At 63.3% G+C, this 25,951-nt stretch carries 23 protein-coding genes; 2 read left to right on the plus strand and 21 right to left on the minus strand.

Annotation, left to right across the window (positions count from 1 at the left end):
* The first annotated feature begins 32 nt into the window (after positions 1–32).
* Together QLG02_RS05895 and QLG02_RS05900 are read left to right on the plus strand one after the other, a co-directional pair.
* Positions 33–749 carry a MarC family NAAT transporter gene (locus tag QLG02_RS05895; RefSeq protein WP_016349179.1) on the plus strand — a complete coding sequence of 239 codons (717 nt, stop codon included), beginning with the start codon at positions 33–35 and terminating at the stop codon, positions 747–749.
* A 160-nt stretch (positions 750–909) separates the two neighbouring features.
* Positions 910–1,113: a hypothetical protein gene (locus QLG02_RS05900; RefSeq protein WP_005308127.1), complete on the plus strand. Its 204-nt coding sequence runs from the start codon at positions 910–912 to the stop codon at positions 1,111–1,113.
* 120 nt (positions 1,114–1,233) lie between these two features.
* Here QLG02_RS05900 and tldD read toward each other — a convergent pair whose 3' ends face one another.
* From tldD to mshM, 21 genes are all read right to left on the minus strand, one after another.
* Complete coding sequence (gene tldD, locus QLG02_RS05905; RefSeq protein ID WP_201904648.1) at positions 1,234–2,682, minus strand: metalloprotease TldD; 1,449 nt, start codon at positions 2,680–2,682, stop codon at positions 1,234–1,236.
* 150 nt (positions 2,683–2,832) lie between these two features.
* Positions 2,833–3,654 carry a carbon-nitrogen hydrolase family protein gene (locus tag QLG02_RS05910; RefSeq protein ID WP_282464763.1) on the minus strand — a complete coding sequence of 274 codons (822 nt, stop codon included), beginning with the start codon at positions 3,652–3,654 and terminating at the stop codon, positions 2,833–2,835.
* Positions 3,655–3,682: 28 nt separating this feature from the next.
* Positions 3,683–4,003 carry a Dabb family protein gene (locus QLG02_RS05915; RefSeq protein WP_019839987.1) on the minus strand — a complete coding sequence of 107 codons (321 nt, stop codon included), beginning with the start codon at positions 4,001–4,003 and terminating at the stop codon, positions 3,683–3,685.
* A 34-nt stretch (positions 4,004–4,037) separates the two neighbouring features.
* Positions 4,038–7,937, minus strand: coding sequence for a YhdP family protein (locus QLG02_RS05920; RefSeq protein ID WP_282464764.1), 3,900 nt, complete (start codon positions 7,935–7,937; stop codon positions 4,038–4,040).
* Positions 7,938–9,407 (minus strand): ribonuclease G, encoded by a 1,470-nt coding sequence (gene rng / locus QLG02_RS05925; RefSeq protein ID WP_011704378.1) that lies wholly within the window; start codon positions 9,405–9,407, stop codon positions 7,938–7,940.
* Between the two features lie 186 nt (positions 9,408–9,593).
* Positions 9,594–10,181 carry a nucleoside triphosphate pyrophosphatase gene (locus tag QLG02_RS05930; protein WP_011704377.1) on the minus strand — a complete coding sequence of 196 codons (588 nt, stop codon included), beginning with the start codon at positions 10,179–10,181 and terminating at the stop codon, positions 9,594–9,596.
* A gap of 51 nt (positions 10,182–10,232) precedes the next feature.
* Positions 10,233–10,718, minus strand: coding sequence for a rod shape-determining protein MreD (gene mreD, locus QLG02_RS05935; protein WP_005308115.1), 486 nt, complete (start codon positions 10,716–10,718; stop codon positions 10,233–10,235).
* Positions 10,718–11,623, minus strand: coding sequence for a rod shape-determining protein MreC (gene mreC / locus QLG02_RS05940; protein WP_011704376.1), 906 nt, complete (start codon positions 11,621–11,623; stop codon positions 10,718–10,720). The genes mreD and mreC overlap by 1 nt, the downstream gene beginning before the upstream one ends.
* Positions 11,624–11,665: 42 nt before the next feature.
* Positions 11,666–12,706, minus strand: coding sequence for a rod shape-determining protein (locus QLG02_RS05945; protein WP_005308111.1), 1,041 nt, complete (start codon positions 12,704–12,706; stop codon positions 11,666–11,668).
* A gap of 204 nt (positions 12,707–12,910) precedes the next feature.
* On the minus strand, positions 12,911–16,585 hold the full coding sequence (locus QLG02_RS05950) for a DUF6701 domain-containing protein (protein WP_282464765.1): 3,675 nt from the start codon (positions 16,583–16,585) through the stop codon (positions 12,911–12,913).
* 2 nt (positions 16,586–16,587) lie between these two features.
* Positions 16,588–17,058, minus strand: a complete 471-nt coding sequence (locus tag QLG02_RS05955; protein ID WP_039212870.1) for a hypothetical protein — start codon at positions 17,056–17,058, stop codon at positions 16,588–16,590.
* Positions 17,048–17,869 carry an MSHA fimbrial biogenesis protein MshO gene (gene mshO, locus QLG02_RS05960; RefSeq protein WP_282464766.1) on the minus strand — a complete coding sequence of 274 codons (822 nt, stop codon included), beginning with the start codon at positions 17,867–17,869 and terminating at the stop codon, positions 17,048–17,050. The genes QLG02_RS05955 and mshO overlap by 11 nt, the downstream gene beginning before the upstream one ends.
* On the minus strand, positions 17,869–18,429 hold the full coding sequence (mshD, locus tag QLG02_RS05965) for an MSHA fimbrial minor subunit MshD (protein WP_282464767.1): 561 nt from the start codon (positions 18,427–18,429) through the stop codon (positions 17,869–17,871). The genes mshO and mshD overlap by 1 nt, the downstream gene beginning before the upstream one ends.
* Positions 18,416–18,910: an MSHA fimbrial minor subunit MshC gene (gene mshC / locus QLG02_RS05970; RefSeq protein ID WP_282464768.1), complete on the minus strand. Its 495-nt coding sequence runs from the start codon at positions 18,908–18,910 to the stop codon at positions 18,416–18,418. Before mshC ends, mshD begins: the two co-directional genes overlap by 14 nt.
* A 76-nt stretch (positions 18,911–18,986) precedes the next feature.
* Positions 18,987–19,454: a prepilin-type N-terminal cleavage/methylation domain-containing protein gene (locus QLG02_RS05975; RefSeq protein WP_043125770.1), complete on the minus strand. Its 468-nt coding sequence runs from the start codon at positions 19,452–19,454 to the stop codon at positions 18,987–18,989.
* Positions 19,455–19,468: 14 nt separating this feature from the next.
* Positions 19,469–20,140: an MSHA fimbrial major subunit MshB gene (mshB, locus tag QLG02_RS05980; protein ID WP_282464769.1), complete on the minus strand. Its 672-nt coding sequence runs from the start codon at positions 20,138–20,140 to the stop codon at positions 19,469–19,471.
* A 77-nt stretch (positions 20,141–20,217) separates the two neighbouring features.
* Positions 20,218–20,679 (minus strand): hypothetical protein, encoded by a 462-nt coding sequence (locus tag QLG02_RS05985; RefSeq protein ID WP_282464770.1) that lies wholly within the window; start codon positions 20,677–20,679, stop codon positions 20,218–20,220.
* Between the two features lie 237 nt (positions 20,680–20,916).
* Positions 20,917–22,137, minus strand: a complete 1,221-nt coding sequence (gene mshG / locus QLG02_RS05990) for an MSHA fimbrial biogenesis protein MshG (protein ID WP_039212863.1) — start codon at positions 22,135–22,137, stop codon at positions 20,917–20,919.
* Between the two features lie 53 nt (positions 22,138–22,190).
* Positions 22,191–23,900, minus strand: a complete 1,710-nt coding sequence (gene mshE / locus QLG02_RS05995; protein WP_011704368.1) for an MSHA fimbrial ATPase MshE — start codon at positions 23,898–23,900, stop codon at positions 22,191–22,193.
* 32 nt (positions 23,901–23,932) lie between these two features.
* Positions 23,933–25,024: an MSHA fimbrial biogenesis protein MshN gene (gene mshN, locus QLG02_RS06000; protein ID WP_282464771.1), complete on the minus strand. Its 1,092-nt coding sequence runs from the start codon at positions 25,022–25,024 to the stop codon at positions 23,933–23,935.
* The gene (gene mshM, locus QLG02_RS06005; protein ID WP_041216125.1) at positions 25,021–25,911 is read right to left on the minus strand and encodes an MSHA fimbrial biogenesis protein MshM; all 891 of its coding nucleotides are present in this window, start codon (positions 25,909–25,911) and stop codon (positions 25,021–25,023) included. The genes mshN and mshM overlap by 4 nt, the downstream gene beginning before the upstream one ends.
* Positions 25,912–25,951: the final 40 nt, after the last annotated feature.

A 25,951-nucleotide genomic window follows, 5' to 3' on the forward strand; every position in this document is an offset into this window, starting at 1 on the left:
CACTCCTCCACCCTAGTCATCCGAGGTTCATGATGTTCTTTCAGGTCGTATTTCTCGCCTTGCTGGCGCTGCTACCCATGGTCAACCCGCCCACCACGGCCACCCTGTTGCTGGGGCTGAGCAAGGGCATGTCGCGCGAGCACGTGCGACGCCAGATCAACCTGGCCGCCATCTATCTGTTCTGCACCCTCTGCGTCAGCTTCTTCATCGGCTCCTCCATCCTGGATCTGTTCGGGATCTCCATTCCCGGCCTGCGCCTGGCCGGCGGCCTCATCATCGCCTTCATCGGCTTTCGCATGCTGTTCCCGGCTCCGAGCCAGGCGGCCGGGGTCGACATCAACCAAAGCATCGCCTTCGTGCCGCTCACCATGCCCAGCATGTGCGGGCCGGGCACCATGGCGCTGGTGATCAGCGGCGCCGCCCAGATCGCCGAGCTGCCGGACGAATACAACCGCTTCACCATCTATGCCGCCATGGTCACCGCCTTCGCCCTGATGAGCCTGCTCAGCTGGGGGGTACTCAAGCTGGCGGATCCGGTCTGCAAGATCCTCGGCGCCACCGGCATCGACGCCATGACCCGGATCATGGGCTTCTTGCTGGTCTGCATGGGTATGCAGTTCTGCATCAACGGCATCAAGGAAGTGGCGCAGGATCCGGTGTTCCACGGTGCGCCGGCGGCACAAACGGCACCCGCGTTGCCACACGTATCCGGCGCCCTTGATCAATTGCCGGACCCGCGCCAGCCCTGACTGAAAACGGTGTCATAAAAGCACAGGAATCGTCGCTGATCTTGCGCCTGATCATGTTGTTGACACATAAATGAGTTAGTGTGTTTTTCATACAGATTCGATTCAGAGAGTGCTTGGTAGGTTTATGGATGGACACCCACTCACTTCAGGAGATGTGCAAATGGAAAAGATGCTGACCGAGATTGGAAGCTACAGCCTGTTTCATGAATATCTGAACGTGGTCGGTGCCGCCAGCCCCGCTCTGACCCGGATCAAGAGCCGGTGGGAGTACAAACAGAGCGATCGTCTGGTTGCCCAGATCAGGGTCGATCAACAAGGCAACGCGCGCTTCTTCATCGATGCCCGCGCCATTTCGGTCAACTGATCGAGCCCCGTATCTGCAGCCCCGGCCCTTGCCGGGGCTTTTTGTTTCCCATGACCCCGGATAGCAAAACCCCGGCACTTAGCCGGGGTTTGGCGATCACGGGAGTATCGCTAGCTTCCCTTACTGGGTGCCGCCCACGGTGAGCTGATCCAGCTTGAGGGTGGGCTGACCGACACCGACCGGCACACTCTGCCCCTCCTTGCCACAGACTCCGACCCCGCGATCCAGCGCGAGATCCTTGCCCACCATGGAAACCTGGCTCATCGCCTCGGGGCCGTTGCCGATCAGGGTCGCCCCCTTGATGGGCGCGGTGATCTTGCCATCCTCGATGAGGTAGGCCTCGGAGGCGGAGAAGACGAACTTGCCGGAGGTGATGTCCACCTGCCCGCCGCCGAAGTTGGGGGCATAGATCCCCTTCTTCACCGAGGCGATGATCTCGGCCGGATCATACTGACCCGCCAGCATGTAGGTGTTGGTCATGCGCGGCATCGGCATGGCGGCGTAGGATTCGCGGCGGCCGTTGCCGGTGAGCGGCACGCCCATCAGGCGGGCGTTCTGCTTGTCCTGCAGGTAACCCTTGAGGATGCCGTTCTCGATCAGCACGTTGTAACCGCCCGGCGTCCCCTCGTCGTCGATGGAGACGGAGCCGCGCCGACCCGGCAGGGTGCCGTCATCGACGATGGTGCAGTGCTTGGAGGCCACCTGCTCGCCGATGCGGCCGGCAAAGGCAGAGGAGCCCTTGCGGTTGAAATCCCCCTCCAGACCGTGGCCCACCGCCTCGTGCAGCAGCACACCGGGCCAGCCGGCACCGAGCACCACCGGCATGGTGCCGGCCGGGGCATCGATGGCGTCGAGGTTGACCAGTGCCTGGCGCACCGCCTCGCGCACATAGCCAAACGCCCGGCTCTCCAGCCCGTCCAGCTCGAGGAAATAGTCGTAGCCGAAGCGGCCACCGCCACCGGCGCTGCCGCGCTCGCGACGCTCGCCCTTCTCGGCGATGACGGTCACCGAGAGACGCACCAGCGGACGCACGTCGGCGGCCAGGGTGCCGTCGGTGGCGGCTACCAGCACCTCTTCATAGACGCCGCTGATGGAGGCCATCACCTGATTGATGGCGGGATCCAGACTTCTGGCGAACTTGTCCATCTGCTCCAGCAGGGCGATCTTCTGCTGCTTGTCGAGGGTCTGCAGCGGATCCAGCGCCGGGTAGAGCAGGTTTGCTTCGGTGCGAGCCCACGCTTTCACCTTGCCCTGCGCACCGGCGGCCGCGATACCGCGGGCGGCGGTCACCGACTGTTGCAGTGCCAGCAGGCTCAGCTCGTCAGAGTAAGCGAAACCGGTCTTCTCGCCGCTGACGGCACGCACCCCGACCCCCTGATCGATGTTGTAGCTGCCATCCTTGACGATGCCGTCCTCCAGCATCCAGGACTCGTGCCAGCTGCGCTGGAAATAGAGGTCGCCGAACTCCACCTGATGGCTCATCAGGCTGCCGAGCAGCTGCTGCAGCCGCCCTTCGTCGAGGTCGTGGGGGGCCAACAGGGAGGCACTAACCTGGCTCAATAGACTCAATCTTTCTCTCCACTCTCGATGCGAGATGTCGTAACGGTTAAATCCCAGACCGTGGGTTCGCTTGGCGAAACGTCAGCGGATGTCCAACCCACCATCGGGTTTGCAAGCGTCCGACTTCCCCGCCACAGGGCGAGTCGAACCTGCACATGTTCATAGCAGACGGGCATGGCCCAGCACCGGCATGGTGCGTTGCAGTTCGTCGACAAGGCCGGGGGCCAGCGGCGCCAGCACGGTGCCGCGCCCGCTGTCCAGGCTGGCCAGCACCCGACCCCAGGGGTCGATCACCATGCTGTGTCCCCAGGTCTGGCGCCCCGTCTCGTGGGTGCCGCCCTGGTTGGCGGCCACCAGGTAACACTGGTTCTCGATGGCGCGGGCCCGCAGCAGCGGCTCCCAGTGCGCCTCGCCGGTCACGGCGGTGAAGGCGGCAGGCACCAGCAGCACGCGGGCGCCGGCGCGGGCCAGCCGGCGGTATAGCTCGGGAAAGCGCAGATCATAACAGATCGAGAGGCCGAGGGGACCAAACGGGGAGTCCACCAGCACAGGCTCCTCGCCGGGGCTGAAGGTTTCCGATTCCCGGTAGCGGCCGTGATTGTCCGCCACGTCCACATCGAACAGATGGATCTTGTGGTAGTGGCCCTTGCGCTCGCCGCTGGGGTCGAACACCAGGGTACTGGTGTGAATATGGTCGGAACCGGCGATGGTGGTCGGCATGGCCCCCGCCACCAGCCAGATGCCGTAATCACGGGCCCATTCGGCCAGCTGCTGCTGGATCGGCGCTGCTCCGCTCAGATCGGGACCTATGGTCTCGGCCCCGTCCAGATACCCCTGCCGCTCGCCAAACAGGGCGAAATTCTCCGGCAGCAGCACCAGCAGTGGCCGCTCACTCGGCAGCAGGGCCAGCTCGGCGGCGATCTGCTCCCGGTTATCCTGCCAGTTGCGGCCCGATACCAGCTGTATTGCGGCTAACCACATGAGACGCTCCTTGTCGTTGTTGCCACCGTCAGATGCTGACCGCATCGCCGGCCTGCAGGGTGTAATCCAGCACTATGATACGTTCCAGCACCGGGCGGAAGATGGCCTTGAGGGCATCGTGATCCGGGTGGGGTAGATAGCGCTGGCGGGCCGCCTCGTCGGCAAAGGTCATCAACACGCTGTGGGTGAAGCCCTCGGCCCGTCCCTCCGGGCTGTCATCCCGCCCCCACTCCACCGCCAGCACGCCGCTGACCTGATGGGGGATGGCGAGAAAGGCTGCACGCACCGCGTCTATCTGTTCGGGCTGGGTGCCCGGCTTGAAGGCGATCAGCAGGATATGTCGGATCATGGCTCACTCCTTGTGATGGTGCCGGGCCGCTCGTTCAGCGCTGGGCGGGCCCCGCGTGTTTGGGGGTCAGCAGGAAGGGGGTCACCTCCTGCGTCGGCAGGTTGGGGGCCACCGCATCGACCGCCTCCTTCTGCTGCTGATTCAGCTTGATGCGGGCCCGATCCCGTCCCGCCTCGATCAGCTTGGGATCGTCGAGCGGGCCGGAAACCCGGAAATCGATGCGGGTGACCACGTCCACCACCGGCTCCAGCAGTTTGGAGAGCGCCAGCACGTAGAGCCCGGTGATCGGGGTCAGCGAGAAGGCGGCCACCACCGGCAGGGTGCCGCCCAGGTTGGGGGAGAAGCTCAGCTCGTAGTCGAGCCGCCAGCGCACCAGATCGGCGATGCCCTCGCCGCGCAGGTTGCCGGCCGCCCCCTTCATGTAGAAGTCGCGGTTGTCCACCACCCCCTGCTTGATCTTGGCGGAGGCCGACATGGACTCGAAATAGAAGCCCTTGTCGAACACATCGCGAAAATCGAGCCGCAGCTTGCGCAGCAATGAATCCAGGCTGAGCAGGGAGAGCAGTCGCGCCCCCTTGTCGTTGACCTCGCGCAGGGTGCCACCTTCCAGCTGGTAGTCGGCGGTGCCGCTCAGGGTCGGCACGTTGGGCCGGTAGGGCACGTCGCGCCAGCTCAGATCCAGCGCCATCTTGCCGGGCGCATCGCCGATGGGCGAGGTGTAGCCGAGCCGCTTGAGCAGCAGCTCGCTGTTGTTGCTGCTGATGTGGGCGCGGGCGCGGGTCTGCATGCCGTCCGCTCCGGCCAGCCACTCGGCGCTGCCGTTCAGCTGGCTGCCAGCCAGCCGCATCTCCAGCCCCTTGAGTCTCAGCTTGTCGGCCCCCGGGATCAGCTCCCCCTTCACCTCGCCCAGCGGCAACTCGCCGAAGCGGCAGTCCACGCAGCTGAAGGTGAGCCAGGGAATGGCATCCATGATGGCTCTGTCCTGTCTGGCATCGGGATCCGGGCTCAGATCCGAACTCTTGCCGGACCAGTGGATACGGGCAAATTTGGCGTCGATGGGCTGACGCTCGGACACCGGCAGGCGCACCACCCCCATCACGTCCGGGCTGTCGATCATCACCTCGGTGGCCTGATTGACCGGCCCCACGGTGAAGTGCACCGCCTTGAGGTTGGCGCTGCCGATGTCGGCGCGGGCCAGACGGCCGTCCACCCACCACTCCTGCGGCAAGAAGGAGGGACCCACCACCGCATTGCCACTCGGCGCCGTGCTGGCCGGCAGCCACTGCTTGAGACGGGCCAGCCAGCCAGCCACGTCGGCCTGCTGCTGGTTGATGGCGAGCAGCATGGGCCGGTCGCGCAGCACCCGGGCGCCGGGCTGCCCCACGTCCACCCGCAACCGGCTGAGGTAGGGCACGCCGTCGCCGTACACCAGCCGGCTCTGCATATCCACGTCGGCCCCCAGCACGGCGCGGATGTCGGCACTGCCGTCGCGGCCACGGGCGGTCACCTTGAGCGGCAGCCGGCTGCCGGCCGCCTTGGCGAGCGGCGCGGGCAGATCCAGCCCCATGCCCTGCAGGTTGGAGTCGAGCGCCAGCTGGAAGCTGAACGGCTGATCGCTTGGCAGGGTCAGCCCCAGGCTGCCGGCCCAGTTGCCGCGCCCCTTGAGGATGTCCAGCGCCGGGATGTCCTGACGCTGGCGGCGGCTGTCCCACTGCCCCTTGAACTTGAGATCGACCTGATAGCGATTGGGCTGCTGGCGACCCTGATAGTCGAGGGTGAGCGGCTGGTTCCACAGGCTCGCCTTGAGGTTGCTGAAGCGGGTCTGCTCGTTGTCATACTCGAGCCGCCCCTGCACCTGCTCCAGCGGCAGATCCAGGCTGGTGACCCGCACCTTGTTGTTGCTGAACAGGGCGTCGCCGCTGGCCTTGACCTCGCTCTCGCCATCCAGCGGGATATCCAGCTTCACCGAGCCCTTCATGGGGCCGCGGATCTCCACCTCCCGCAGAGCCTGACCGACCGAGCCGCCGAGCGGCGAGTCCTGCAGGTAGTCGCTGATGGCCTTGCCCTCGCCCTCAACCTTGGCATCCACGTAGAGGTGGGCCCCCGGATAGAGGTCCGGGATCCAGGCGTGCACCGAGTCGGAGCTGGCCTTGCCGAGCTGGGTGGCGCGGCTGTTCATGTCGAGGCTGGCGTTCTGGAACAACAGATCGATCTGCAGGTCGGTAAGCGGTTGCCAACCGGGGAAGAATTCGTAGGAGGCCTGCTGCAGCGGCACCGCCACCTGGAAGATGCCCTCGCCCTTGCGGTAGGGGAAGTCGCGGAACTCGCCGTACCAGAGCAGGTCAGCGCCCTTGGCCCTGCCCCCCTTGATGGCCCCGCTCAGGTAATCCACCAGGCTCTTGTCCATCACCTGCAGCGGATAGTAACGATCGGCGTTGGCCGCATTCTTGACGTCGATGCGACCGGTCAGGGCGAGGAAGGGGTGCTCGAACAGATCGAGCCGAAAGCGGCTGGCGAGGCTCAAGTCCGGGTTGTCCAGCACCAGATCCTGGCCATAGAGCACCCAGCCCTGCGGGGCCTGCCACCAGTCGAGCCGCGCCGAGAAGCTGTCGATGGGGATCGGCTCCTTGAAGTGGCGGGCCGGGTCTATGGCATCGTTTGCCAGTTGCAGCCGGGCGCTGCCGCCGGTCGGGGTGAGCCAGAACTCACCGTTGAGGTCACGCACGCCGGGCACGTCGTGCCAGGCGTTGACCCGGATGTGGGAGAGCTGGCCGCTGACGGAGAGCCCCTGCCAGCCGGCATCCGCCTGCAGGATCAGATCCTGGATCTTGCCGGTCGGGCGGGTGCGCTTGAGGGTCTCGGTCAGTTCGGGATAGATCCCCGACACCAGCTGGCTCAGGTTGGCGATCTGGTCCAGATCGATGGCCGGTACATAACCCTGGATACGATCGCCGACCCGCTCGAGCTGCAACCGGCTGTGCAGCCAGGGCTTGCCGTCGAGCTTGAAGGTGACGTCGTGGCTGGCAAACTGCCACTCCTTGCCGTCCCGGCGCAGCTGGATCTTGCCCCCCTGCAGCCCGAGCCGGTGCAGGTCACCCTGTTTTTCATCCTGCCAGATCAGGTAGTTGTCGCCAAACGCCAGCAGCGAATCCCCCAGCTGACCGGCCTTGAACTCGCTCCAGAGCTGAAAGTCGAGCTGGCCACTCACCTTGGGCTCCCCTGAGTGGGTACGGGCCAGCATGGGGCTGATGTCGAGCTGGCGGGCCCCCAGATAGAGCTGGCCCTTGAGCCGATCGAGCCGCACCTGGGGGGCATCCACATCGACGATGAGATCGAGGGTACTCTCGCCCACCCCGTTGATGAGATAGGCCTTGCCGACCCCCTGATGGCGCTTGCCGCGGTTCTGCCAGCGCAGCTGGGCGATGTCGAGGGCGCGCACCTCCCCCAGCGCCGTGGTGAGGCTGAGGCGGGTGTCGTGAATATCGAAGGTGGAGAGCTGGGTCAGCAGAAAGCGCAGCAGGGCCTGCTGCTGGTCGCTGCCGTTGCCGGTTTCCGGCTCCGCAGGCTGGCCCAGATCCAGCGCTATGTCGCCATCGCTCAGGATCAGCTGGCCAAATACCGGCTTGAGTTCGTTGAGGGAGCGCCAGAAGTCGAGGTGGGCCCACACCTTGCCAAGACGCAGGGCGAAGCGACCCGAATTCGGCGCGATCACCAGTTGCTGCAGTTCGAGGGCCGGGCCACGCTGGGTCCAGTCCAGCCCGATGCGATCGACGCTGGCCTCCAGCTTGCTGTCGGCCAGCAGGGTATTGAGCAGCGCCTGCCGGTGCTGATTGAGCAAGGGGCCGCCAAAGCGCACCAGGCTGACCAGGATGGCCAGCAGCACGAAGAAGACCCCGAGGGCCAACCAGCCCCGACTCAGCCAGCGATAGACCAATTACATCATCACCACGTCGAACTGCTCCTGCCCGCAGAGCGGCTCGCTCACCACCCTGACCTGCTTGCCGATGAACACTTCCAGTTCGGCCAGACTGTGAGACTCCTCGCCCCGCAGGTAGTCGGCCACCGCCGGGGCGGCGTAGACGGTGAACTGATCCGCGTCGTAAGCCCGGTTGACCCGGATGATCTCCCGCAGGATCTCGAAGCAGACCGACTCCACCGTCTTGACCCGACCGCGCCCCTTGCACTCGGGGCACTCGGAGCAGAGCACGTGCTCCAGGCTCTCGCGAGTGCGCTTGCGGGTCATCTCCACCAGGCCGAGCTGGGAGAAGCCGTTGACGTTGGTCTTGGCGCGGTCCTTCGACAGCGCCTGCTCCAGGCTGTGCAGCACCCGCCGGCGGTGATCCTCGGACTGCATGTCGATGAAGTCGATGATGATGATGCCGCCGAGGTTGCGCAGGCGCAGGTGGCGGGCGATGGCCGCCGTCGCCTCGACGTTGGTATTGAAGATGGTCTCTTCCAGGTTGCGATGGCCGACGAAGGCCCCGGTGTTGATGTCCACCGTGGTCATGGCTTCGGTCTGGTCGATGATGAGGTAGCCGCCGGATTTCAGCTCCACCTTGCGCTCCAGCGCGCGCTGGATCTCGTTCTCCACGTCGTAGAGATCGAAGATCGGCGACTCGCCGGAGTAGTACTCCAGCTTGTTGGCAAGCTCAGGTACGTACTCCTCGGTGAAGCGCTTGAGCTGATCGAAGCTCTGGCGCGAGTCGACCCGGATCTTGTCGAGCTCGGCCCCGACGAAGTCGCGCACCACCCGAAAGGCCAGGCTGGGATCCTCGTAGAGGATCTTGCAGGGCGGGTACTTCTGCTTGCGCTCCAGGATCTTGCGCCACAGGCGCTTGAGGAAGGCAGCATCCTGCTCCAGCTCCTGCTCACCCACCCCCTCGGCGGCGGTGCGGATGATGTAGCCACCCAGCTCGTCCACATAGCCGGCCACGGTGCGCTTGAGGCGCTCGCGCTCCGCCTCGGATTCGATGCGCTGGGAGACGCCGACGTGGGCGCTGCCCGGCATGAACACCAGATAGCGGGACGGCAGGGTGATGTCGGTGGTGAGGCGGGCGCCCTTGGTGCCCAGCGGGTCTTTCACCACCTGCACCATGATGTCCTGCCCCTGGCGCACCAGCTCGGCGATGTTGCCGGCCTGGAACTGCTCTTTCTCCTTCACCGCCACACACTCGGTGTGCGGCACTATGTCGGAGGCGTGCAGGAAGGCCGCCTTGTCCATGCCGATATCGACGAAAGCCGCCTGCATGCCGGGCAGCACCCGGCTGATCTTGCCTTTGTAGATGTTGCCCACGATGCCGCGCTTGGCCTGACGCTCCACGTGCACTTCCTGCAGCAGACCGTTTTCGACCAGGGCAACCCGGGTTTCGGAGGGGGTGACGTTTACCAGCAGTTCTACCGACATAAGTTACCTTGCCTTTCTAGTTTTAAATTCTGGCAGCCAAACCGGCACGTGCCCGGTGAGTAACGCAGTAAGAAACAGCCGGTGCATGTCACCGACCTATGCCTTGCCTGTGATGGCTTCAAATTCTGATCGCCTTGCTGCGAGCGGTTCGCGGAACCGGCCCTGCGCAACAAGGCAGCGGTTGGATTACCGGGACTGTTCCAGATGATGCTTGATCAGCAGGTCTGTTTCCAGCAGGGGCAAGCCGACCACGGCGCTGTAGCTCCCCTCAATGCGGCTGACGAACTTGCCGGCGATCCCTTGAATCGCATAGGCACCGGCCTTGTCACAGGGTTCACCGGTACGCCAGTAAGCCTCGATTTCGGCCTCATCCAGCTTGCGAAACGCCACGTTGGTAGTGACCAGTCGCACGTCGCAGCGCTCCGGGGTGGCCAGCGCCACCGCCGTCATCACCTGATGCACCTTGCCGGAGAGCGCCTCCAGCATGTCCTTGGCGTCGAGCAGATCGGACGGCTTCTCCAGCACCCGGTCACCCAGCACCACTATGGTGTCGGCGCCCAGCACTGGCAGCGCCGTGGGCGCGGCGGCCACGCCGGCCGTTGCCTTGTCGCGGGCCAGCCGGCAAACATAGTCCTGGGGCTTCTCGCCCTCTTCCCGCTGTTCCGGCACATCCAGCTTGAGTACCTCGAAGCGGTAACCCAGCTGGGTCAGCAGTTCGTGACGGCGGGGCGAGCCCGAGGCGAGATAGAGTTGCAGTTCGTTGTGCTTGTTCATAATCACTTCGCGAGCCAGGGTACGGTTACAATGAGTTGTTTTTACTCATATTCACTTGATATTGAAGCGCCGACGCACCTTGCGCAAGACCAGGAAAACCCAGGGCCATATTAGCATCGTGCTCAGGGTCGACCAAAAGTAGGCGAAATTGAGGCTGGCGCGGCTGAACAGGTGCTCGGCCCAGAAGATGGTCACCTTGCCCACCAGCGAGAGGCAGCCGATGATCAGCGCCTGTTGCCAGAGGGAGAAATTGCGGATCTTCTGGAACTGGAACGCCGCCAGATAGGTGGTGATGGCCATCGCCATGGCCCGCACGCCGAGGGTGCTGCCGAGCAGCACGTCCAGCAGCAGGCCCGCCACCCAGGCGGTACCGACGTTGGTCCGGTGCGGCAGCGCCAGCGCCCAGTAGATGAGCACCATGGCGAGCCAGTCCGGCCGGAAGGGTTCGAGTTGGAAAGGAAGCGGCAGGATCGACAGACTAAGGGCCAGCAGGATCGAGATCCAGATCCAGATCCTGCCGCTGGCGGGTTGCAACATCAGCGCGTCGCTCCCGCAGCCGAAGGCGCCGCAGCCGGGGCTGCCGCAGGGGTCGGCGCCTCTTCATCGTCATGCACTTCCGGTTTCTTGTCGGTCCACAGCAGCAGCAGATAGCGCAAGCGATCCAGCGCCACCAGCGGCTTGGCCTCGACCTGGGCGAAGGGCTTGCCCTCCACGTAGTCGGAGCGGGTCACGGTCGCCACCGGATACCCTTCCGGGAAGCGGCCGCCAAGGCCCGAGGTGACCAGCAGATCGCCGACCTGGACGTCGGTGTTGCGCGGCAGGTTGCGCAGCTCCAGCTTGTCGAGCTCGCCGCTGCCGGAGGCAATGGCGCGCAAGTCGTTGCGCAGCACCCGCACCGGGATGCCGTGGCTGGAGTCGGTGATCAGCAGGACGCGGCTGGTGGTGGAACCCACGTGCAGCACCTGACCTATCACCCCCTGATCGTTGATCACCGGCTGGCCGTTGTAGACACCGTCCAGTGCCCCCTTGTTGATCAGCACCTGATGGCTGAAGGGGTCGGAATCCACCGACAGCAGCTCGGCCACCATCTTGCGGGACTCCTTGTGCACCGGCGAACCCAGCAGCTCGCGCAGGCGCTGGTTCTCGTGCTCCAGATGATCCATCTTGAGCAGGCGCGAGCGCAGGGTGAACAGCTGTTGTTCCTGCTGCTTGGTCTGCTCGATGAGGCCGGCCCGGGTCTGCACCTGGGTCGACATGGTATCTAGCATGATACCCGGCGCATTGGCCATGTATTGCAGCGGGCTGACGAGCGAACTGAGGTAGACGCGGACGTGGCTGAACACACCGAAGCGGGAGTCCGCTACGATGGCAGCAATGGAGATGATGACGGCGAGAAACAACCGTAACTGAAGCGAAGGGCCTCTACCAAAAATGGGTTTCATGGGTCGTCAAAAAAGAGCCGGCACGCTGGCCGGCTTTGGGTCTTATTCGTAGTGGAACAGATCGCCACCGTGCATATCGATCAGCTCCAGTGCCTTGCCGCCACCACGGGCCACGCAAGTCAGCGGATCTTCGGCAACCACCACCGGGATGCCGGTCTCTTCCATCAGCAGACGGTCGATATCTTTCAGCAGGGCACCACCACCGGTCAGCACCATGCCGCGCTCGGAGATGTCGGAGGCCAGCTCGGGCGGAGACTGCTCCAGCGCCACCATCACGGCGGAGACGATGCCGGACAGCGGCTCTTGCAGCGCTTCCAGGATCTCGTTGGAGTTGAGGGTGAAGCTGCGCGGCACACCTTCGGCCAGGTTGCGACCACGCACTTCGATCTCGCGCACCTCTTCGCCCGGATAGGCGGAGCCGATCTCGTGCTTGATGCGCTCGGCGGTGGCTTCCCCGATCAGGCTGCCGTAGTTGCGGCGCACGTAGCTGATGATGGCTTCGTCGAACTTGTCGCCGCCGATACGGACGGACTGGGAGTAAACCACACCGTTCAGGGAGATGATGGCCACTTCGGTAGTACCACCACCGATATCGACCACCATGGAACCGGTCGCTTCGGAGACCGGCAGGCCGGCACCGATGGCGGCAGCCATGGGTTCATCGATCAGGTAGACCTCGCGGGCACCGGCGCCCAGTGCGGATTCCTTGATGGCACGACGTTCCACCTGGGTGGAGCCGCACGGCACGCACACCAGCACGCGCGGGCTGGGGCGGAAATAGTTGTTGTCGTGAACCTGCTTGATGAAGTGCTGCAGCATCTTCTCGGTCACGTAGAAATCGGCGATCACGCCGTCTTTCATCGGGCGAATGGCGGAGATGTTACCAGGGGTACGACCCAGCATCTGCTTGGCGGCATGACCGACGGCAGCGACCGATTTGGCGTTCCCGCGCTCTTGGCGAATGGCGACAACTGAGGGTTCGTTAAGGACGATCCCTTGATCTTTTACATAGATCAGGGTGTTGGCAGTTCCCAAGTCGATCGACAGATCGTTGGAAAAGACGCCTCTGAGCTTTTTGAACATGGCTACGGGAAATCCTAAGAATTTGGAGGTGCAGAAAACCGGCTAACTTTACCAATGCCCACCCCAATCGGCAAGCGCTCAAACTGTCGCCAACCCATCAGGCGCGACAAAAATGCGAGTCATCACTCACCCGCACAAGCCGACAAACGCTAATAAACAAGGGGATAAGGGGGCGAAGTTGACAGATCCGCCCCAACTCCCCGCTCAGTGCATCACTTCGCGCCGATAAATAATTCTGTCATTACCCCGGCTGGAGTCGAAGATGGCCTCACCTTGCAGGGTGGCCGGATCAGACAACCAGAGCGGTTGTGACGGCTGTTTGCTCAAATCAACCCTGTAGGGAATGCGCACCGAGATATCCGGCCTGGCGAACTGGAACAGAATCTCACCATCGGTTGCCTGTGCAGAAGCCCCGCCCGGTGCCGAACTCCCCAACCCCAGCCGGATCTTGCGATTGTTCCCCAGACTCAGGTCGCGGCTGGTCGCATCAAAGACATGGCTCGGATTGAGGAAAGTGAAGCCCTGATTGGCCAGAGAGAACTGGGTGCACTGGTCCAGCTTGTTCAACTGCCAGTTGCCCGCCTCGTAATACTGCAGCTGGAGAGGCACGGCCAGCGGCGCAGAGGCAAGCCCCGCGCCCGTCCCCGCCAGCAGGCGACCGAAATAGACCTGCATCGGCACGCTGTCGATCAGCCGGGCATTACAACTGCCGCCGCTACAATTGCCGGCCACCGCATCGTTGAAATCGGGGCTGGCAATCAAGGTTCTGTCGCCATCGTTGTCCCGCATATAGAGGCCAAACAGCAGCGACTTGTAGGGGCCATCCGGCTGGGTATCGGAGAGGCGAACAAATTCACTGCTGCCGGCCGCCAACGCCGCCCGGCCATTGAGCCATGGCAGCGACGGCAGGCTGCGCAACCGGTTAGCGAGTGACTTGCCATCCTTGTTGTTGGCAACCGAGAGATAGGCACTGCCCTTGGCAAACGAACCCGTATAGTTCCGGGTCTGGCCACCCGACACGTTGCGGGCCAGCACATCCAGCGCAACCCCGAAGGGCTGGCCCATATAGGAGAAGACATTGCAGGCCGGCACTATGTCCCCGCTGGCCAGATTGAAGTCAGCGGGAATAAAACGGCCCACCGGCTGGCTCTGGGCGGGCGGGATGGTGTAGCCGAAATAACCCGTAGATACAGTGCTTCCCTCTGGCTGCATTGCCACCGGTGGCGTCGCCGTCATCCGAAATACCCCCACCTCGCTCACCGTCTGGGTGACGCTGTTGAGGCTGCTGGCGGCGGCACTGTGGTTATAGCTGGTGGTGCCAAGCACAGCATTGGTGCCCGGGCTGGGAGCCATCAGGGTGCTGCCCAGAGCTATATTGGGCAGGACAAAGTTGGGCGTGGTCTGGTTCCCGGCACAAATATCCCCATCGTTGGCCGATTCCCAGGCCATGGCCTTGATGTCTATCTGGAAGGTATCTCCCGCCTTCTTGAACACCGGACAACTGCTGTCTCCTGCCGTGCAGACGCCTTGCGGGGGCGTAATGCACAAGCCGACAGGACGCGCCACAAACTGGTCGGCACCGGTCATCACCAGCCCCGCTTCATTGCCCGTGCCGTCGTAGCGGGCATCCAGCTGAACCTTGCCGGCATCTGGATACTTGACCGTAATGGTCGACTGCCCCTGAGCATCGAAGTTGAGGGAAAACGCGGTGGCATTAGCCTGACTGGAGCCGATCAGGTTGTTGTTAACGCTCATTCCGCTGTTGAAGTTATTGCTGGCCGGCGAAACATAGCTGCTCCAGAACTTGACGCTCTTGCTCTGATTGGCAAAACCCGGTACGCACTGCTTGGTCACGTCGCTCTTCTTGACCGCCTTGATGGCCACCGTCTGAGGCTGATTCGAGTAGGTATCCGGCACATCGAAGAAGAAGCCGCTATCGGCAAAATTCAGGGTACAGGCCGCCGCACTGGGTGTCCCGGCGCCAGCCTTGCACAAGGTGGTGCTGAACGGCTTGGTAGTCGGGACCGAACCGGATACCCCTATGGTGACCGCAGTGGCGGTGTTGTTGCGCAGTTGAACGGTCGTGGAACCGCCACTGAAGGTCACCGTATTGCCGCCAATCCAACCATTGCTGACAGAAGTAGGGGTAAGACTCAGGGTCGCGGTCACCGGATCTTGGATAAGTGTGCTACAAGCCGCATCGGCACAGGCCTTGACTGTCACCGTCTCTGGATTGCAGGTCAGCGCCTGACCCGAGTGATCGAGCTGGAAGTGGTCGATCTGTACCCCCACCGGATTGGAGCGCAGGGCACAGATCCGCACGTTGTCGATCTCGTGGAAGTTGGTCACCGAGCCGGTGGAGCCGGTCAGGGAGAGCAGGAAATTGGCAGGCACCGCCGCCTGACCGCTCTGGCTCGCCATGTTGATGGGGCCGACCAGGGTGCTGTAACCCGAGCCGGTATCCCGCTCGACTTTGGTCAGCGAGCTGCCCGCGATACGGGAGTCGACCGTGATGCGGTAACGGTGAGGGCGGTTGCCGTTGATACCGCTGTCGACGGGCGGGTTCAGGTTGCTGGCGGTACCGGCGAGATAGTTGTAGCCGGAGGTGCCAGACCCCGAGCCACGGATGGAAACCGCCTGCGGCCGCGACCCCAGGTTGTAAGTGCCTCCCTCGTTGGCATAGTTGCCGTACTCGTCAAGCCCCACCCCGAGCCAGCCGCCGGCAAAGCCGCTGATCCCGGTCTTGTAGCCATAGCCCAGCGGGCCGCCAAAGGCCCCCGGTTGCGGCGTCAGGGTGGCATCCGAGAGCACCACCGCCATGCCGTCCGCCCCGCTCGTGCCGGAAGTCTTGTAAGCGTATTGATCGAATTCGACCGTCACCAGGTTGCCGGCCCCCGGGAAGAGGCGCTGGAAGGTGGCCGAAGTCGCCTGATCGGTCACGTTCTGGGTGAGGCGCAGTCGGCCGTTCTGCACCGATGGCAGGGTGCTGTTGTTGCGCTGGGCCACCACCCAGCTGTCCGGGTTGATCTGGGCGCTGTCAAAACCATCGTCAAAGCAGGTCAGCGGGGGAGGCACGGCATAGTCGTTGATGCTGGATTGGGCATCCATGCTCAGGTAACCGGCCGTCACCTTGCCATAGACGGTGGCATTGTTGTTCATGGTCAAGCGTCCGTCGGTATAGAGATAGCCATAAAATGTGGTGGCGTTATCGAGCACCATGTTGCCGTAATTAACCCAGATAAGGCTCCCTTGACCATTGCTGTTAACGCTGACCGTATTGAACAGAGTGACATCCTGATTAACAAAGATCCGGGTTGTGCCGCTACCAGAGAGGCGAATTGTCACGTTGTCGATATTCAGCTTGTCGATAAAATAGTCACCGTCCCCCAGTATCAGAGTCGCCTTGTTAAGTAGAGTCAGAGTCTTGAGCTGATACACGCTGCGACTGGGGAAGGTCATGGTGCAGCTGTCCACTGTCATGGTGCGATAGGCAGCGTTGGCGGCAGTTTGAGAGCCTGACGAGCAAGTCAGGTCATTGCTTGCTGCGATAGTCGGGAACTTGTTGTTGCCTGTCAGCGCAAGGCCGCGGATATCGCTGCCGGTGATGGCACAGACCTTGTAGCCGCCAACGCCGTTATCGCAACGGGGAGTGTTGTTCTGATCAGGCCGGATGGAGCAGAAGTTGAGCGCCAGCCCGCCGGTACCATTGATCTTGGGATTGTTGAGCTGGCTCAGCTGATAACCGCTGATCTGGTGGCAGGTATCATTGTTGTCACCATGGTGACCCTGCGCCACGGCCGGAAAGATGGTGCTGGTATCGATGGGATCGAACGCCCAAACCTGGCTAGTGAAGAGGGCCAGCGCCCACAACCATTTCATCTTCAGCCTCCGTCATACGCTTCGACCATCAGGGTGCGGCTCACCCTGAAGTCTGGACTGGCACTGGTCAGGTCATTGCGCAAACCGCAGGTACCGACACTCTGGAGGCGATAACCGGTGCTGACCACGCCGTTGTAGGTCGCCGAGACACTGCGGCACTGCACCACCGCCTGACAGTCGACCAGCCCCGGATTGCCGGTGAAGCTGATCGTTCTGCTCGACTCACACACCGCAGGTGGCTGAGGTTGGGCCGCCGTCCGGTTGGGGAACAGCCGATAGAGCGCCACTTCCAACCCGCTCTGGGCCGCCAGCAAGGCACGCACGCTGCGCACCTCCACCGTATTCTTCTCGCTGCTGTCGAGCAAAAAACGCCCCATGGCCGCCGCCAGCATGGCCATCACCACGATCACGAACAGGGCTATCATCAGGGCACTGCCCCCCATCTTCTTGCTCTGGCGCCGCTCAGGGAACATTGAATACCCCCAGCTTGTGGTTGAAGGTGACAGCTTCCCCCTGGTGCTCGAACACCAGCCGCAGACCAAATTCCCCTTCGGCGTTGAAGGCCGAGACCTCCCGATAGAAGTTGCCGGCACGGAGCGACTCGGCCATCAGCACACCCGCTGCAACAGGGGCACCTATCGCGGCGCTGGATCGCGTCATCGTGCTTCCTTCCACGCAGTAGCGTACCTGCTGATTGGCAAAATAGACCCGGCTGCCGGGCGAGATCCCGGCCAGGGTTTCGCCACTGGTATAGCGAACGGTCTGGGCCCCCGATACCGGCGCCAGCACCTCGGTGACCCTGGCGACACAGCGGCCATATTCACAGCCATTGACCAGTGAGCCGGCCGCTGACGTCGGCATCGGGAAGACCACCATCAGATCCCCGACCTTGACCGCATTGGCATCCTGGTTGAGTGGATTGGCCGCAGAGGCAGGGGTCGCCATCACCAGCTCCAGGGTAGATGTGCTGCCGGACTGGGCCCGGTTGAGGGCAAGATAGCGACTGGAGGTGCTGATGGGCCAGAAACGCAGGCAGGGACCGCTGTCGTCCCAGCTGCCATCCAGGGTTTCAATCCGCTCGGAGCCCGGCAGCGCATCGCGCACCTCGCGGTTGAGCCGCTCCATGGCGAAGCGGGCATTGCTCATCAGCTGTTCACGGCTGCTGGCATCGCCGTAGATCTGGCTGCCGATGCCGATGAACTGGCTGGCGAAGGTGGCCATGATCCCCAGCAGCAGGATCACCATCACCAGTTCGATCAGGGTAAAACCACCTGCCGGCCGCATCAGTAGTTGCCCCGATAGAAGGAGAAGTCGAGCACGCTCTCGTCAGGCAGGCGCACCTGCAGATCGATGCGCTTGCCCACCGAGCAGGGCGACGCACAGCTCTTGAAGGTGCCATCGCTGAAATCGACCGGGCTCACCGCAATCCGGACTTGATAATTGCGATACTCGTCGCTGGCGATGATGCCGCCGCTCTGGGTGTAGAAGCTGGCATCTTTCCAGCTGCCAGCAGTATCGAAATCGTCCACATCGTTGAACATGTAGGGGGTGGCTTCACCGTCCGGGCCATAGTGGGTCGAGCAGGCGGGGATGGTGACGCCGGCCACCACCTCACCGCAACGATAGCGGCCACCGTTGTGATCCGACTGTTCATCGAACGATGTTTGCTGGATCTCGCCAGCCAGGCGCTGGGCCAGCTGGGCGGCCCGCACCTGCTGCACCGGGTCCACCGCTTGGGGAGCCTGATTGATCAACAGGCCGAGGATGCCGGTCAGTGCCACCGCCAGCAGCACTATGCCGACGATCAGCTCGATCAGGGTAAAGCCGCGCTCAGGGGATCTCATGGATATAGCCCTCGGACTCTATCTTGAGGCGGCCTGTTTCGCGGCCATCGCTCACCAGCAGGGTACAACCCGTGGCACAGCTGCCGAGCGGTCTGCCCATCTGATCAAAACGGATCACGAAGCTGCTGGCGTTATTGAGGGAGACCGCCATACCGGCGGAAGGGGTCACAAGGCGGCCACGGGTGCGCTGATTGTCGCTCCAGCCGGTCATGGAGCCGGGAGCCGGGCATGCCGCACCGGCAACCGCCAGCGTGATATGGGCAAAACGGGAAGCCTCCACCACCAGCTGGGTACAGCGGTCGGCAGGTTCATGCATGTTGATGGTCTGCACCAGCCGCAGCCTGGTCAGCAGCTCATCGCGAAGGGTTTGGGTTTCAAAGCCGCCTTTGCCCAGCAATTTTGGCACGGCAAAGGCGGCCAGAATCCCCAGCAACAGGATCACGATAACCAGTTCAATCAGGGTAAAGCCAAGTCTGCTCATGGAGGTCGTTCGCATACCATTTTTACCCATCAAAAATGAGCAGAGAGAAACTCTCTCTGCTCACCCGAGCATTGTATTAATTGCAGTCAGTGGTCACCGCTGTCGGTACTGAAGTCGACGTTGCCTCGGTGTAAGTCACGAAGCAAGTGGTCGAAGTGGTAGATACTCCATTCGGGAAAATCTTGATGGCGGCAGGATTAGAACCAGTAGGAGCAGCAAACGCCCATTCAGCACCATTCAACTCAACAACAGTTGACAGCGCAGCAGAGGTCGCGACCGGGTAACCAAACAGTGTAGAAACTGTTTTGCCATTGCCCAGATCCAGATCGTAAGCAGTGCTCTCTTTGTCTTTCCCTTTGAGAACGGACTTGCTGTAAACCATGGCACCGGCCGAGTTCAAGGAACCGGCAACGCCTTTCAAGGTGGACGTTCTGGCATCATCCTGCAGATTCAGGAACTTGGGAGCCGCGGTCACTGCCAGGATACCCAGAATGATGATCACGATGACCAGTTCGATCAGGGTAAAACCCGCCTGTTTTTTCATATTACTTTCCTCTGTCAATTGATATTGGTGGTCACCTGACCGGAAGCCGGACGGTAACTGAAACTCATGAATGCATCAGTACTGCCTTGCGGATCCTGATACTTGCCATCACTACCCTTACTCAAACTATTGACCAGATAGTAGCGGCAGACCGAGTCCAGGCCGTTATTGGTCACACTGACATAGTATTTCAGGTCATTGCCGCTACCACGCACCTCGCTGAAGCTGGCGGTAGCCTTGGGCGGATTCTGCAGCAGACCCTCCCAAATCTTGAGACAGCGCGGGGCCGTCAGGTTGGCCGGATCCACGTCGATGCCGCCACCGGTCGAGGTATCCATGGGGTAACCGGGCGACAGCTCGCCGTTGCTGACCTGGGTGTCGGTCGGCGTGGTCAGATAAAAGCGTGAACCGTCATAGAGCACGGTGTTGAGGCTGTCCTGCTTGGCGCGCCCTTCGGCCTCCCATTGAGCCCGCACCAGCGACACGCCGGTGGCAAACCCGCCGGAGACCCCCTCCACGCTGGCTTTCTTGGCTTCGTCCGTGACATCGAGAAAACGGGGCAAGGCGGTGACCGCCAGGATCCCCAGGATGACGATGACGATCACCAGCTCGATCAACGAGAAACCCGCCGCCCGATGGGGACTCGCCACACCGGAATATCTTGGTACCAGTCGCGTTGTTGTCATGGACCCTCCGTAATAACCCGCATTATTTCATGCAGATATAAAAAAATCATTTAGCTGAATCGCAAAAAAAGCCTCATTCAGGGCTTTTGACGCACTCTGCCGTCAGAAAATTGATAAATCAGCCAATTATTCTCCCAGCCGAACTCGCACCCTTCGCCATCCAGGCTCGCCAAGGCCTGCACCGGCGGCTGGGTCGACGCTGCTTTACCGATGAGTTGCTCCCACAGCCAGCGGCAGTTTTCCGACGGCGTCATCACTGTACCGGCACCCAGTGGCCAGCCACGCTCATCAAACTGCCAGGCCATCCCATCGACATGCAGCACGGCGGGACGCCGCTGATCGAGCCAGAGCCCATGCAACCTTTGTGCGCGCTCGGCAAATTGCTCCCCCAGCAGGGTCAGGCTGACGGCCAGCGCCTCCTCCCGGTGGACAAGATAGCTCCGGGCCAGGGTCGCCACCATGATCAGCAACAGGATCCCCACGGCCAGCCGCCGATAGCTCCCCAGCCAGTGATCATCCTGTTGTGACTGTCGACTCACCCATCTCGCTCCACACTCTGCCGCTTACCTACACCGCCCGCCTCAGTGATGGTAAAGATACCGGCTTACTTGCCACGCACGGCCCCCGTCATGTCCCGCCTCAGTGACGGTAAAGATACCGGCTTACTTGCCGCGCACGGCCCACATCATGCCCCGCCTCAGCGACGGTAAAGATACCGGTTACTTGCCGCGCACGGCCCACATCATGCCCCGCCTCAGTGACGGTAAAGATACCGGTTACTTGCCGCGTACGGCCCGCATCATGTCCCACATCGGCGTAAAGATACCCAGCGCCAGGATCAATACCATGACCGCCACAATCCCGATCAGGATCGGCTCGATCCGGGCGGTGAGGCTCTTGAGGTCATAGTCCACCTCCCGCTCGTAATACTCGGCCGCCTCGTGCAGCAGATCATCGACCTGGCCGGTCTCTTCCCCCACCGCGATCATCTGCATCACCAGCGGGGTGAACAGGCCGCTGCTGCCGGCGGTGCGCAGCAGACTCTCGCCCCGCTCGATGCCGGCCCGCATGTCGCGGATCCGGCCCGCCATCCAGGCGTTGTCCACCGCATCGGCCACCAGGCTCAGCGCCGTGTTGAGCGGCACCCCGGCCTTGAGCATCATGGAGAAGCTGCGGGCGAAGCGGGCCAACAGGGAGCGCTCTATGATGGTGCCGACGATCGGCAACTTGAGCTGCCATCTGTGCCAGGTCAGCTTGCCCTTGACCGTGCTCACCCAGCGCCGCCAGCCAAACACCATGGCCAGCAACACGCCGAGCATCACCCACCAGTAGTGCACGAAGAAGTGGGAGGTGGCGAGCAGGATCCGGGTCGCCAGCGGCAGCTCGACGCCAAATTTGGCGAACATGCCGGCAAAGACCGGGATCACCATGATGTTGAGGATCACCATGGCGATGCCGATGGCAATCAGCACGAAGCTGGGGTAGCGCATGGCGGTCTTGATCCGCTTGCGGGTTTCCAGCTCCAGCTCGAAATAGTTGGCAAGCTGCAAGAACGCCTCTTCCAGCTGACCCGTGTTCTCCCCCACGTGGATGATGGCCACGAACAGGCTGCTGAACACCCTGGGGTGGGCCTGCATCGAGCTCGACAGCGGCCGGCCGTTGCCCAGATCTTCTCCCAGCGCGTGCAGCGCCCGCTTGAGCGGCTTGCTGTGGGCGCTCTCCTCCAGCCCGGCGATGGCGCGCAGGATGGGGATGCCGGCCCGGGTCAGGGCATACATCTGGCGGCTGAACACCACCAGCTCGTCCAGCCGCACGCCCCGCTCCAGCAAGAGAGACCAGTCGAGGGCGGCCGCCTTCGCCTTGCCGGGCTTCAACTCGGTCGGCATCACACCGCGGCGCATCAGCTGCTCGGCCGCAGCCATCTCGGTGGCCGCTTCTACCACGCCGCTGACGGCATTGCCCTGGCTGTCGCGCCCCTTGTAGGCGAAGCTGCTCATGGGGCGCCTCGCGCCAGCCGGCCGCGTTCATTGCCGATGAAGTTGGTCATCACTTACCCCAGGTCCTCCGCCAGCCGCAGCACTTCGTCCACCGAGGTGATCCCCTGGCGGGCGTAATCGAGCGCGGTCAGCGCCAGCGGCCGGTAGTGCGGGTGCTGGCGGGCCGCCTTGGCAAACCCTTCGGCGTCGTTGCGGCGCAGGGAGTCCATCATGGGCTGATCCAGCTCCAGCAGCTCGTACACCCCGATCCGGCCGGCATAGCCGGTGAAGTTGCAGCTCTGGCAGCCGCGCCCCTTGTGATAGACGTGCTGGCCCGGCGCCTCGCCGGAGAGTACGGTCAGCCAGGTGGCCTGACCTTCATCCGGCGCCTTCTCCTCAACGCAGTGCTCGCACACCCGCCGCACCAACCGCTGGGCCACCACCGCCCGCAGCGCGCTCGCCACCAGATAGCCTGGGGCCCCCATGTCGATGAGGCGCAGGGCGCTGGTCACCGCATCGTTGGTGTGCAGCGTAGTCAGCACCAGGTGACCTGTGATGGCGCCGCGCAGGCCGATCTCCACCGTTTCGTTGTCCCGCATCTCGCCCACCAGCAGGATGTCCGGATCCTGACGCAGGGTGGAGCGCAGCACGTGGGAGAAGGTGAGCCCGATCTTGGGATTGACCTGTACCTGATTGACCCTGGGCAGCCGATATTCCACCGGATCTTCCACCGTGATGATCTTCTGGCTGGCCTGGTTGAGCTCGGAGAGGGCGCCGTAGAGGGTGGTGGTTTTGCCGCTGCCGGTCGGCCCCGTCACCAGGATCATGCCGTGGGGTCGCTTGAGCTGGCGCCGGAAGCGGGTCAGGATCTCCGGCGGCATGCCGGTCTCGGTCAGCGACAGGATGCCGGAGGATTGATCCAGCAGCCGCATCACCACGGATTCGCCGTACTGCACCGGCATGGTCGACATCCGCACATCCACGTCGCGGCCGCGCACCTTCATGTTGAAGCGGCCATCCTGCGGCAGCCGCTTCTCGGAGATATCGAGGCCGGCCACCAGCTTGAGGCGCAGTACCAGCGCCTGGGCGATACGCACCTCGCTCAGGATGTTCTCGTGCAGGATGCCGTCGATGCGCTGGCGAATGCGCAGCACCTTCTCGTCCGGCTCGATGTGAATATCGGAGGCCCCCACCTGCACCGCATCCTCGAACAGGGAGCGCAGCAGCTTGGCCACCGTCGCCTCCCCCTCGTCACCGGCCCCCAGATTGCTGGAGCCCAGCTCGAAGCCGGCGTCCTGATACTCCTCGTGCAGCTGTTCGGCGAAGCTCTCGATCTCACGGGTACGGCGATAGAGGCGGTCGAAATACTCCAGCAGCTGGCCTTCCCGCGCCACCGCCAGCCCCATCTCCCGCGGACGCAGCAGCGCCGCGATGGCGTCGAGGGCGCTCAAATCGGCCGGATCCGACATAGCCACCGTCACCTTGTTGTCGGTGAGGTTGACCGCCAGCGCGCGATAGCGGCGCGCCTGCACTTCCGGCAGCAGCGGCACCGCCGACGCATCTATGGTGAGGTTGTTGAGATCGAAGAAGGGCACGTCCAGCTGGCGGGCGAGGAACTGCAGCAGTTGCACCTCGCTGATGAAGCCGAGATCGATCAGGGTGGTGCCCAGCTTGCGGCCGGTCTGACGCTGCTGCTGCAGGGCGAGCTGCAGCTGATCATCCGAGATGATCTGCTCTTGTACCAGCAGGTCGCCGAGGCGCATTTTCAGTCTGGGTTGTGCCATGCAAACTCCAAAAAAGTGATCCCGGCCGCCCGTCAGGGGGCGAGCTGGGCAATCCGCTGTTCGAGCCAGCTGGTCGAAGCCTCGCCCAGGTTGCCGTGCAACTGGGCATTACGATAGGCATCCAGCGCCCGCTGGCTATGGCCCTGGCCATCTTCGGCCACGCCGAGCCCGAGCCACCAGCGGCCCTGATCCGGCTGCTGGCGCAACAATTCCACGTAAAGATCCGCCGCCTCGGCATGCTGACCCAGCTCCTGGCTGAGCCCGGCCCAGGTGGCGTAATAATCCAGATTGCTGGCCAGATCCGGTCGATGGCCGGTCAGCCAGCCGAGCGCCTTGAGCTGATCGCCACCGCTGATGGCGAGCCGCGCCAGCAGCAGCCGGAAATCGGCCTGTTCGGGATCGAATCTGAGCCCCTCCTCCAGCAACTGGCTCGCCTCGCTCAGCCGCCCCTCGCCGTAGAGCAGGCCCGCCAGCTGCTCGCGCGCCCCCTGATTGCGCGGATCATGGGCCAGCACCTGATAGTAGTTGTCCTGGGCATCGCGCAGCTGCCCCTTGGCCATGGCGGTGGTGGCCTTGCGCTCGGCCAGGGTGGCCAGTTCGGCCTCGGAGAGGTTGACCGTCTCTATCTTGAGCACGCCGGGCTTGCGCGGCGCGGCCGCGGGGGCTTCCTGCTCCGCCGCGAGTTCGGCATAGAGGTCAGGTTGCAGCTCCTCGTCGCTCGGCCCCTCCTCATCGGTGGCAGCCACGTCGGCGTCATCGGCTTCCTGCATCTGCTGCGGCTCGGCGGTTGGCGGGGCGGCAAGGTGGCGCGGAGTCGGCAGCGTCACTACCTGATCCACCGGCTCTTGTTCTGCACTGGCCGGCACAGCTGCGGGAACCGCACGGGCGATGGCGTCCGGTGTGGGCTCGCTGGCCGCCTGCAGCTGGCGGGCCTCGACGACTCGCTGGCTCTGCTGCCAGTAAATCCAGGTACGCCAACCCAGAATGCCGAGCGCCAGCCCGCAGATCAGGGTCAGCAGCAGCATCCACCAGCCCTGCTGGCGCACGGGTGGCACATAGACGGCCCCCTCGCCCCCCTGCTGGCGCTGCTCCAGATCCTTGAGCATCTGATTGATCACGCTCATTGCCAGACTCCATAGGCGAGGGCACAGCCCAGCAGCAGCACGAGAGGCCACCAGCGGCGCGGCACGAAGCGGCGGGCATCATCGGTGTCGCGCACGGCCAGCCGCACCAGCCGGCTGTCGATCTGGCGCGCCCCCTGGCCATAGGCCAGCATCAGGCACTTCTGCGCCAGTATGTTGATGAGTCGCGGAATGCCGCGTGAGGCGCGCCACAGCTGCCGCAACGCCCGGCCGCCAAACAGCGGGGCCCCGCGATAACCGGAAATCTGCAATCTGTGCTCCAGATAGGCCCGGGTTTCATCGAAACGCAGCGGCCGCAGGCAGTAGGAGAAGCCGATCCGCTGGCGCAGCTGGCGCAGATGAGGCTTGGCCAGCCTGGCGTCCAGCTCGGGCTGGCCGAACAGCACGATCTGCAGCAACTTGCTCGATTCGGTCTCCAGGTTGCCAAACAGCCGGATTGCCTCCAGCGTCTCGTCCGGCAGCGCCTGCGCCTCGTCGATCAGCACCACCACCCGACTCCCCTGCTGATGCAAGGCGATCAGGTGGCGATGGATGCGATCGGTCAGATCCAGCTCGCTCTGATCCCGCACCGCCAGTCCCAGCTCCAGCGCCAGGGCGATGCGCAGCTCGGCCGGGTTGAGATGGGGATTGGGCAGCCAGGCCAGACGCACTGGCCGCTCCTCGGAGCCCAGTTCGCTCAGCAGCTTGCGGCAGAGCAGGGTCTTGCCGGTGCCGACCTCGCCGGTCACCTTGATGAAGCCCTCCCCCTGCGCCAGCGCCCAGTTGAGCACCTGCAGCGCCTCCTCGTGCGGGGGCAGCCCGTAATAGAAACCGGTGTTGGGGGTGAGGCCGAAGGGAGCCTCCTGCAAACCGAAGTGGTTCAGGTACATGGGCAATCCCCTGCCCTCTCTGCCCGGGAGCCCGTGATGG

This window comes from Aeromonas sp. V90_14 (assembly GCF_029967615.1).
GTDB lineage: Bacteria > Pseudomonadota > Gammaproteobacteria > Enterobacterales > Aeromonadaceae > Aeromonas > Aeromonas hydrophila.